Annotated in this window: 12 protein-coding genes and 2 tRNA genes; 13 read left to right on the top strand and 1 reads right to left on the bottom strand. The window is 42.8% G+C overall.

Annotated features, from left to right (window positions below; all coding sequences use genetic code 11):
* Nucleotides 1-8 precede the first annotated feature (8 nt).
* From A4V09_RS00695 to A4V09_RS00725, 7 genes are all read left to right on the top strand, one after another.
* Entirely contained in the window at nt 9-296 is a 288-nt protein-coding gene (locus A4V09_RS00695; RefSeq protein ID WP_065540654.1) for a hypothetical protein, read from the top strand.
* 6 nt (nt 297-302) lie between these two features.
* Nucleotides 303-527, top strand: coding sequence for a hypothetical protein (locus A4V09_RS00700; protein WP_065540655.1), 225 nt, complete (start codon nt 303-305; stop codon nt 525-527).
* The gene (locus A4V09_RS00705) at nt 514-957 is read left to right on the top strand and encodes a sigma factor-like helix-turn-helix DNA-binding protein (RefSeq protein ID WP_065540656.1); all 444 of its coding nucleotides are present in this window, start codon (nt 514-516) and stop codon (nt 955-957) included. Before A4V09_RS00700 ends, A4V09_RS00705 begins: the two co-directional genes overlap by 14 nt.
* A gap of 464 nt (nt 958-1,421) precedes the next feature.
* Nucleotides 1,422-1,494, top strand: a tRNA-Asn gene (locus A4V09_RS00710).
* 247 nt (nt 1,495-1,741) lie between these two features.
* Nucleotides 1,742-2,197 (top strand): Panacea domain-containing protein, encoded by a 456-nt coding sequence (locus A4V09_RS00715; RefSeq protein WP_065540657.1) that lies wholly within the window; start codon nt 1,742-1,744, stop codon nt 2,195-2,197.
* Nucleotides 2,194-2,526, top strand: coding sequence for a hypothetical protein (locus A4V09_RS00720; RefSeq protein WP_065540658.1), 333 nt, complete (start codon nt 2,194-2,196; stop codon nt 2,524-2,526). Before A4V09_RS00715 ends, A4V09_RS00720 begins: the two co-directional genes overlap by 4 nt.
* A 59-nt stretch (nt 2,527-2,585) precedes the next feature.
* Nucleotides 2,586-2,657, top strand: a tRNA-Ile gene (locus A4V09_RS00725).
* 55 nt (nt 2,658-2,712) lie between these two features.
* Here the strand turns inward: A4V09_RS00725 and A4V09_RS25690 are convergent.
* Nucleotides 2,713-2,838 (bottom strand): hypothetical protein, encoded by a 126-nt coding sequence (locus A4V09_RS25690; protein WP_274537187.1) that lies wholly within the window; start codon nt 2,836-2,838, stop codon nt 2,713-2,715.
* A gap of 58 nt (nt 2,839-2,896) precedes the next feature.
* Here A4V09_RS25690 and A4V09_RS00730 point away from each other — a divergent pair, with 58 nt between their 5' ends.
* The 6 genes from A4V09_RS00730 to A4V09_RS00760 all read left to right on the top strand — a co-directional run bounded on the left by A4V09_RS00730 (nt 2,897) and on the right by A4V09_RS00760 (nt 9,067).
* A complete protein-coding gene (locus tag A4V09_RS00730; RefSeq protein ID WP_065540659.1) occupies nt 2,897-3,220 on the top strand; it encodes a hypothetical protein in 324 nt (107 codons plus the stop codon).
* A 110-nt stretch (nt 3,221-3,330) separates the two neighbouring features.
* The gene (locus tag A4V09_RS00735) at nt 3,331-3,708 is read left to right on the top strand and encodes a hypothetical protein (protein ID WP_065540660.1); all 378 of its coding nucleotides are present in this window, start codon (nt 3,331-3,333) and stop codon (nt 3,706-3,708) included.
* Between the two features lie 317 nt (nt 3,709-4,025).
* Nucleotides 4,026-5,672: a PBSX family phage terminase large subunit gene (locus tag A4V09_RS00745; protein ID WP_084043380.1), complete on the top strand. Its 1,647-nt coding sequence runs from the start codon at nt 4,026-4,028 to the stop codon at nt 5,670-5,672.
* Nucleotides 5,672-7,072 (top strand): phage portal protein, encoded by a 1,401-nt coding sequence (locus tag A4V09_RS00750; protein ID WP_065540661.1) that lies wholly within the window; start codon nt 5,672-5,674, stop codon nt 7,070-7,072. The genes A4V09_RS00745 and A4V09_RS00750 overlap by 1 nt, the downstream gene beginning before the upstream one ends.
* A 3-nt stretch (nt 7,073-7,075) precedes the next feature.
* Nucleotides 7,076-8,293 (top strand): phage minor capsid protein, encoded by a 1,218-nt coding sequence (locus A4V09_RS00755; RefSeq protein WP_065540662.1) that lies wholly within the window; start codon nt 7,076-7,078, stop codon nt 8,291-8,293.
* A gap of 135 nt (nt 8,294-8,428) precedes the next feature.
* Nucleotides 8,429-9,067, top strand: coding sequence for a phage scaffolding protein (locus A4V09_RS00760; RefSeq protein WP_065540663.1), 639 nt, complete (start codon nt 8,429-8,431; stop codon nt 9,065-9,067).
* Nucleotides 9,068-9,085: the final 18 nt, after the last annotated feature.

Consider the following 9,085-nt stretch of genomic DNA (forward strand, 5'->3'; position numbering starts at 1 on the left):
AAAGATAGATGGGAAGAAACGGATCAGGATGCCCGGACCCTACATACGATCAGGCATTACCCGCGATCAGGCGGGAGGAAAACATAAGGGCGCGGGAAAAGCGGTACGGGGTAAAGCGCGGAGAGGCAGTACATATCATAGTGGACGTAAAAGACGAGGGCCGGAGGACTGTAAAGGTAAGCCGCCGGATGCAGGTTGTCAATCTGTATGAACACCACATTCTCCTCCAGTATAAAACAGGAGCCTGTGAGAGCTATCAGTATAATGAGTTCCTTCAGATTTTAGACAGGAGGTGATACAAAATGGACGCACTGAAATGTGATAGATGTGGTAACTATTTTGACCATAATCAATTAAGGCTTAGCGGAGGCAATTGCAGCGGCGAACCCTTTGGAAATATAAGTGTAAGAGGGAAGAGTAACTACTGCTGTAGTTATGATCTGTGTGATGACTGCGTTGCTGACTTTTTCCGCTGGGTAAATGATCCGGGCAAATTAATGGGAGGTGATGCTGATGGAAAAGAATAAACTGGAAAGGTACAAGCCCTTGAAAAGGGAACTACTAATGCTTGACAAGCAGATAAGCAAGCTGGAGGGACGCCGGGAGGAGCTTCCGGTGGTGATGGGGAAAGTACAGTCTTCAGACCATGAGTTCCCGTTTACAGAGCGGCGTGTCAGTGTTCCAATGTTGGACCCAAAGGAGGCCGACAAGATTGACCGGGAGATTGTCAGAAAACGGGCCAGGAAATGGAAAGTAGAAGCTGAAATGAAGGAAGTAGAGGAATTCATTGATAATATGCCAGAAGGGGAAGAACGGCAGGTATTTGAGCTGTATTATCTGGAAGGAATGAAGCAGAGAGAGGTCGCGGAAATGATTGGACTGGAAAGGAGCAGCATATCAAAAAAAATTAGTGATTTTCTTCAACTTTCACACAATTCACAAAAAAATATGCTATAATTAAAATAGAACGAGTATAATAAAATATCCTCCGTTTGAAAGTTCGGCTGCGGGGTGTCATAGCTCCGCGGCTGATTTGCAGGTTCCAGGTAATCCAGCAGGTTTGCCCTATATAGAGGCAGACATAGCATGGGTGCCGGGACGTCCGGTATGGCGCATTAGGGCGTATAGGCAGTGCGGTTCCGTAATGGAGTAGATTGACGTCAAGAATTCCGAGGCTGCCGAAAATTTTCTGCACAGCTTGAAGTCCTGCAATGCTATAAAGCTGTAAAAAACTTTATCCGTAATAGATGAGACTGGCCGGTGATTGCAGTAGTCCGGCAATTACGGGTAGCGCTCTGGAAGTGCAAGCAGTTTATAGAGAGAACAAGATTCCCTGGTGTCCGGGGTAAGTTAGCAGTGCATATACTTTAAACTGCATGTCCCAGGTCTGGGATAACAGCACCGTTACGGCGGTGCAATGTTGGGGATTAGCTCAGTCGGTAGAGCATGCGGCTGTTAACCGCAGTGTCGTTGGTTCAAATCCAACATTCCCAGTAAGCTTATCTGTCGCCGGATTTCCGGAGAGGCAGGGAGTGCGACAGCATAATGTGCACTGAGTGCTGCGTAGCTTCCGGGATTATCCCCCGGGGTAAGCAATCGCCTTTTGGCGTACCCCCCAATACATTTTTGAAACGCTCTGTAGAAATATGGGGCGTTTGATGTATGCTTGTGAGAAATATTGACGCAAATATATATTTCTGTTATTATAATAATAAGAAAATATGTTTACGGGGGTGAAGTTATGGTAAATGCGTTGAATGTTGCCAATAACATATTGAACAAAGGTTTTTCCGAGAATATCGACATCACTCCTATGAAGTTACAGAAATTAACGTATCTTGTGTATAAGAAATATTACCAGGATACAAAGAAGCCACTATTTTCTGAGCCATTTGAAGTATGGAAATATGGACCGGTAGTTAGATCTTTGTATGATGAATTTAAAAAGTACAAAGGAAATGCTATAAAAGGTTATCATGCTGAAGCAGATGGTACAATTTATCTGATCAATGAAGATTCATCAAGTTATTTTAAAAAAGCAATCAATGAAATATGGGATAAGTATAAAAAGTATGATGGTATTCCGTTATCTGAGATGACCCACCGAGAAGGGACGGCTTGGTATAAAGCCGCTAAACGTCGAGATAGTTATTTATCGAATTGTGATATAATGGAAGAGGACCCATTTGTTTCATGAAAGATGAAGATTTTTTATACGGAAAACCCAATGAAGAAATTGATGAACCATTAGATGATGCAGTCGCAGTTGAAGATAATCTGAAATTGCACAGATTAGATACAGAAGAAAAGGATAAAGAGCGAAAAGAAAAACGCTATTTTTCGGCTTTTAGATTAATTGTTGGATGTTTAGTATTTCTCGGATTGATATTTATAGTTGATGTAGTTTGTAGCGTCACTATAAAAGGAGAACTTTCGGAGATAACGAACTCAATTGTTGAAATAGTAAAAACATTGCTGTTTACATTGAGCGGATATTTATTTGCGAGAAGAGAAAATGGCGATTAGTAAATTAAATTAATACTGAGAGCGTCTGGTCAGATAACTGGCTGGGCGCTTTTATTATAGGTATATAGCTCAGGGGTTAGAGCGGCGGCCTTATAAGCCGTGTGTCACCGGTTCGATTCCGGTTATGCCCATTTTGTGCCAGATTTCATTATGTTGTGAGATGTGCCGCACCAAAACAGTTAATAGTTACTTGGGTTTATGTCGTTTGTAAGGATCTACTTTAGTACCATCTTCCCGGGTATAGCCTTTAACTTTTACAGACATTGGACCACGGCGAGGCGGTTTTTCACTGCATTTACCTTTATCTGCCATAAAATCACCTTCTCTTTTGTGGTTCGGCACAAGAAAAGTATATCATGGAGGGTATGAAATGCAAATTGAAATATTGGGAACAGAGTATTCCATAGAGCGCAAGAAAATATCAGATGATATCCTGTTAGAAAACAAGGATGGATATTGTGACAGCACAACCAAAAGTATTGTCACATGTATGCTAAAACCGGAATATGGGAGCTCAGTAGACGTAGAACCAGAAGAAAAGCGGCTACTGCGGCATGAGATTATTCATGGGTTCCTTTATGAGAGCGGATTAGATGCAAATAGCAATTGGGGCACTGATGAAGAGTTGGTAGACTGGATTGCTCTTCAGTTTCCCAAAATGCTGAAAGTGTTTAAGCAAGCGAAATGTATCTAGAACTACAGGCATTGCCTTTGTTTGCAAATTAGTAAAATGATGGTAATTAGCTGTTAAATATTGCATATGCTTCAAATTGGCGATACCATTTATATGAGGGAGGCGATAATATGCAAGATTTAAGGGAATTTACACCAGAACAAATTATTGCAAGAGCAAAGTTCTATGAAAGGAAAATGAGATGGTTACAGGCTGACGCAAGACAGTTCATTGCAGGGGAACGAAATGACGAAAAGGAGATACTTAGTAGATACCATGCGTTGCGAAAAGAAATATTCCAAGAATCAAAATATCTGGAATCCTATAAAGGAGAGATATACTACATATCAGAAGTCCATGACGCTTATCAAAACGGAATGGATGACTGCCGAAGGAATGGCTTTTCGCATGTGACAGAGAAGAAGGTATCAAACAGGATAGTATCTATATTGGAAGAGGCCATATATCGGCTGACAAAAGAGCTGGATTACATGGGTGTGTATAAGTGATTGAGTAGGAGACGGTTTAGGGCCGTCTCTTTTTAATGCATTAAAATAGAGGAAGGTGATAAGGTGAATACACGAAGCATAATGAAAAAGCTACAGACAGCTATACTAAAAGAAGGATTAATAGTAAGCATAGATACGCGACAATTCTATGTTCAAGATCAGCAACGTATGATAACAATATTCCGCCTTACCACCCCCGTGTCACACCGTAAGAAAACAGGGAAATTAAAAGATGAGCGGATGACGATACTTTCGTCTGCATCTGGCATAGAGGCAATACAGTGCCTGAACGACATATATAAGGCGGTGAAAACTTAATGCAACAAGATAGACTTACAGGAAAGTTAAAACCGCAGTATAAGACGTTTGCCGATAATTATATAGAAAATGGCGGCAATATGACAAAGGCAGCGAGAGACGCCGGATATGCAGAAAAGGGCTTGAATAAACGAGTGGGAAGGCTGATGGCAAACGAGGGCATAAAGGAATATATAGCCTGTAGACAGCAGGAAATTGATTCACAGCGAATATGTAGCCTGAAAGAGATACAAGAGTTCCGTTCCCGTGTTGTTCGTGGGGAAGAAAAAGACCAATTTGAACTTGACGCTGCACTCACAGAAAGATTAAAAGCCGCAAATGATTTAGAAAAAGCTTTAAAAATCAAGGAAGAGGAAGAAGAGAGACATCGTATTGCAGAAGCGGCCCGCAATGCTGGAACATGGCATATGGACTTAGATATCATTGCAGACGGTTTTCACCCAATTATCCGCGATATCAGAAACCGAAAACATTCAGAGTATGACTTTCCAGGCGGTAGAGGGTCTACGAAGTCGTCTTCCGTATCATGTATCATTATAGAGCTGATTAAGAACAACAGCGATATGCACGCTTTGGTGCTGCGTAAAGTAGGCAACACTATAAGGGATTCAGTGTATGCGCAGCTTAAATGGGCTATACAAAAGATGGGTCTGGAGGAGGAATTTGAGTATAAAACTTCTCCATTAGAGATTATATACAGACCTACAGGTCAGAAAATTTACTTCCGCGGTGCGGATGATCCACTTAAAATCAAATCAATTAAGCCGGAGTTCGGATACATTGGGATTATATGGTTCGAGGAACTGGATCAGTTTGCGGGACCGGAGGAAATCCGAAGTATTGAGCAGTCTGCCATCCGTGGAGGTGATGTGGCTTATAAATTTAAGTCATTTAACCCGCCTAAGAGTAAAAATAATTGGGCGAACGAATATGTGGCAGAGACAGAGAGGGATAACCCTGACGCTGTAGTGTACAGGAGCACATATAAGGATGTCCCGCCGGAATGGCTGGGACAGAAATTTATAGATGACGCTGAACATTTGAGAAAGATTAACCCGGAAGCGTACGAGAACGAGTATGATGGTGTGGCTAACGGTTCGGGAGGAAATGTATTTGAATATCTGGAATTGCGAGAAATCACTGACGAAGAGATTAGCCGCATGGACAGGATATATCAGGGTGTTGACTGGGGATGGTACCCAGATAAGTACGCGTTTATCCGGTCATATTACGACAGCCATCATGAAAAGATATATCTGATTGATGAGAATTATGTAAACAAAACGCCGAATAAGAAAACGGCAGAGTGGATAATCAAATATGGGTATGATGACTATCTGATTACCTGCGACAGCAACGAGAACAAATCCGTGAATGACTACAGGGATATGGGTATTCTGGCAAGAGCAGCTATCAAAGGCCCTGGAAGCGTAGAGTACGGGTTTAAGTGGCTGCAAGGCAAGACGATCGTGATAGACAGGCGCAGGACACCAAATGCCTACAATGAGATTACCAAATATGAGTATGCCAGAGATAAGGACGGCAATGTCATGAGTGGTTATCCAGAGGGACAGGAAGACCATATAATAGCGGCATTACGCTATGCGTATGAGGACTTCTTCAATCGGAGGGGGAATTCAGCGTAATGGGAATTATATCAATGATTAAAAGGTGGTGGGGAATGTTGTTTAAAAATGAGGCAGAGAGAGAGTTTAACGTCAGCCCGGTAACGTCCCCACAGATGGACGCTCTTATCAATAAGTGTGTGATGATATACAGAGGTCATCCGGCGTGGGTAAACGAGGAAGACCATATTCGGACAATCAATTTTGCTAAAACCATATGTGAGGAGACTGCCAGGCTGACAACGCTTGCAGTCTCCATTTCAGTTAGTGGTTCGCCTATGGGGGATTACTTGCAAAAGCAGATGGATAAGTGCTATTTCAACCTGCGCAAGTGGGTAGAGATGGGGATTGCACATGGTACAGCAATACTTAAGCCTAACGGTAGCGGTGTGGATGTGTTTACCCCGGCAGACTTTGTTATCACATCCACGGACGATAACGGTAATATCAATGGGATTATATTCAAAGACAGTTACCAAAATGGACAAAAGTATTATACCAGACTAGAGTACCACAGATTTGAAAGTGACTCGGTGTATGCCATATCTAATAGAGCTTATGTATCTGACAGCCAAGATGACATTGGAAAGAAGATAGACCTGGCAAAGACACGCTGGTCGATGTTGTTGCCAGATGCGTATATCACCAAAGAAAATGGCGAGAGGCTGGATAGTCCTCTGTTTGGAGTGTTCAGCACACCTGACGCGAACAATGTGGATAGCAGCAGCACATTGGGGCTGCCTATATTCTCCACTGCAATTGAAGAATTAAAAGATCTGGATATCGCATATAGCAGAAATGCGTATGAAATTAACATCAGTCAAAAAATAACCCTATTGGATGATAGATTGACACAAAAAAGCGGAATGAAAATAGGAGATAAACAAGACATAAGGCTTCCTAAATTTGTGAGAAATGTGCTCGGGAGTAGTGCAAACGAATTCTATCAGGAAATAAACCCACAGTTAAATACAGAGACAAGAAAAGTAGGAATTAACATGTATCTCTCATTTATTGCTTATAAATGTGGTTACAGCAACGGTTACTTCGTATTTGACGAAAAAACGGGGATGGTAACGGCGACGCAGATAGAAGCAGACCAGCAGAGGACAATACAGTTTATAAAGGACTGCCGGGACAAGCTGGAAAACTGTATGGGCGGCCTGATATATGCATTGCAGATCATGGCGGAGCTGTATGGCCTGGCGCCCTCCGGGCAGTATGAGGTTGAATACGGCTTTGGAGATATCATATACAGCTACGAAGAGGACAAGGCAAACTGGTGGAAGTATGTGGTAAATGGGAAAATCCCGGCGTGGAAGTATTTTGTGAAGTTTGAAAGCATGACAGAGGAAGAAGCCAAAGCCCTTACAGCAGAAGCACAGCCGGAAGAGCCGACGTTATTTGGAAAGGAAGAGTAGCTTATGCTGTCACCGGATTATTTAAGGCAGATAACAGAAGGAGCAGAAGAGAATGCCAGTAGGCTGCACCAGAAGGTTATATCACTCATCATCTCCCGGATGGTCAGAAGACTGGAAAGGAGAGAGGATTATCTTTTCACTCCAATTGATAGGTGGCAGATAGAAACAATTCAAGAGTCAGGATATCTGCTGGAAGATATACAGAAAGAAATATCGAGCCATCTTGGAACCCAATATAAAGAGGTTCAATCCAGAATGGAAGAGGCAGGTATAAAAGCTATTGAGTATGACAATGAAGTGTATAAAGCTGCTGGACTGTCCCCTACGCCACTAAAACAAGCGCCACACCTGATTAGACTTATGCAGAGAAATTATGAAGCTACTAATGGAGAGCTACGGAACCTTACACGGACAACCGCCAATGCCGCACAGCAGACGTTTATTGAGGAATGTGATATGGCGTATGAGAAGGTCACTCGAAATGTACAACCGTTATCGGGAGCGGTGAGAGAAGCAGTTGATAATGTGTCGAAAACTGGCGTGAAAATTGTGTATCCATCCGGCCATAAGGACTATATAGAGACAGCAGTTGCAAGGACGGTTAGAACAGGCGTGGCACAAGCTACAGGAGATATACAAATGGCACGTATGGAGGAAATGGAGTGGGATATTATACTCACAAGCGCACATTACGGGGCACGTACGGGAGATGGCGGGGAAAACCCAGGTAATCATTATTGGTGGCAGGGGAAATTTTTTAGCCGTACTGGTCAGGATAAAAGGTTTCCTGATTTTCGCACTTCAACAGGATATGGTTCCGTAACTGGATTGTGCGGTGCAAATTGCCGCCATTCTTTCGGACCTGGAGACGGAATTCATAATCCATATGGTGACATTGATTCCGAAGCAAACAAGAAGATTGAGGATATTAACAAGCACATGAGAGGAATGGAACGTAATATCCGTAAAACAAAGCAAGAGTTGCTTGGTTTGCGAACGGCAATTGAGAGCACGGGGGATGAAAAGTTGAAGTATGAGTTACAACAGGAATATGACCATATAGCTGCCACACTTAAAAGACAGAATGCGAAATACAAGAATTTTTGTGATATGCATAATATAAAACCTTTGCAGGAAAGGCTGCATACGGCAAAGTGGGGTCATTCAGAGGAGATGAAGGCCAGAGAGGCTGTGGATAGATACAATAACAAATCTACATAAGAGGTGCGTGTGGTTCTCCGGGAACATACATGGGGGTTCGATTCCCCTCACACGTGTTACCTGGCCGGGGGTCAATCCGGCAGAATCCAACCGCAGAAAGAGCGGTCAATAAAACCATTTCAGGAGGCAAGGAAAATGAAAAACATTTATGAAATCATGAAAGAGTTCGGAATTGAGATCCCAGAAGACAAGAAGGATGGATTCGACAAGGCATGGAAAGAAAATTACCGGACAAAGGCTGAATTCGAGAAGGCGGCAGCCAAAAGGGACGAATACAAAAAGTCTCTTGAGGACGTGCAGGGAAAACTTGAAGATTTTGAGAAGGTGGATGTGGAAGACTTACAAAACCAGGTTAAAACCCTAACAGCAGACTTGCAGAAAGAGAAGGAAGAGCGTGCTGCCGAAGAGTCACGCAGGGCATTGGAGAAGACAGTAGATACATTCATGGGAGACAAGAAATTTGTGAACTCCCTGACCGCAGACAGTATTAGGGGAAAACTCATGGAAGAACTGGATAAGGATACCGCAAAAGGAAAATCCATTGAAGATATCTTCAATGGACTTATCACAGACAAAGACGGGAACCAGATCCCGAACATTGTCGTGGATGAGGAACAGCAGAAAGCCGAACAGAATAAGGCAAAATTCACTACGAAGTTCACCGGTACTGGAAATGGCGGCATGACAAAAGATGATTTCAGGAAGCTGTCCCTTGACGAACGTACTAAATTGAAACAGAGTGACCCGGAACTGTACGAAGCAATGAGAAAATGAAAATAGGAGGAAATAAGT

The sequence above is a fragment of the Blautia pseudococcoides genome, assembly GCF_001689125.2.
GTDB classification, from domain to species: domain Bacteria; phylum Bacillota; class Clostridia; order Lachnospirales; family Lachnospiraceae; genus Blautia; species Blautia pseudococcoides.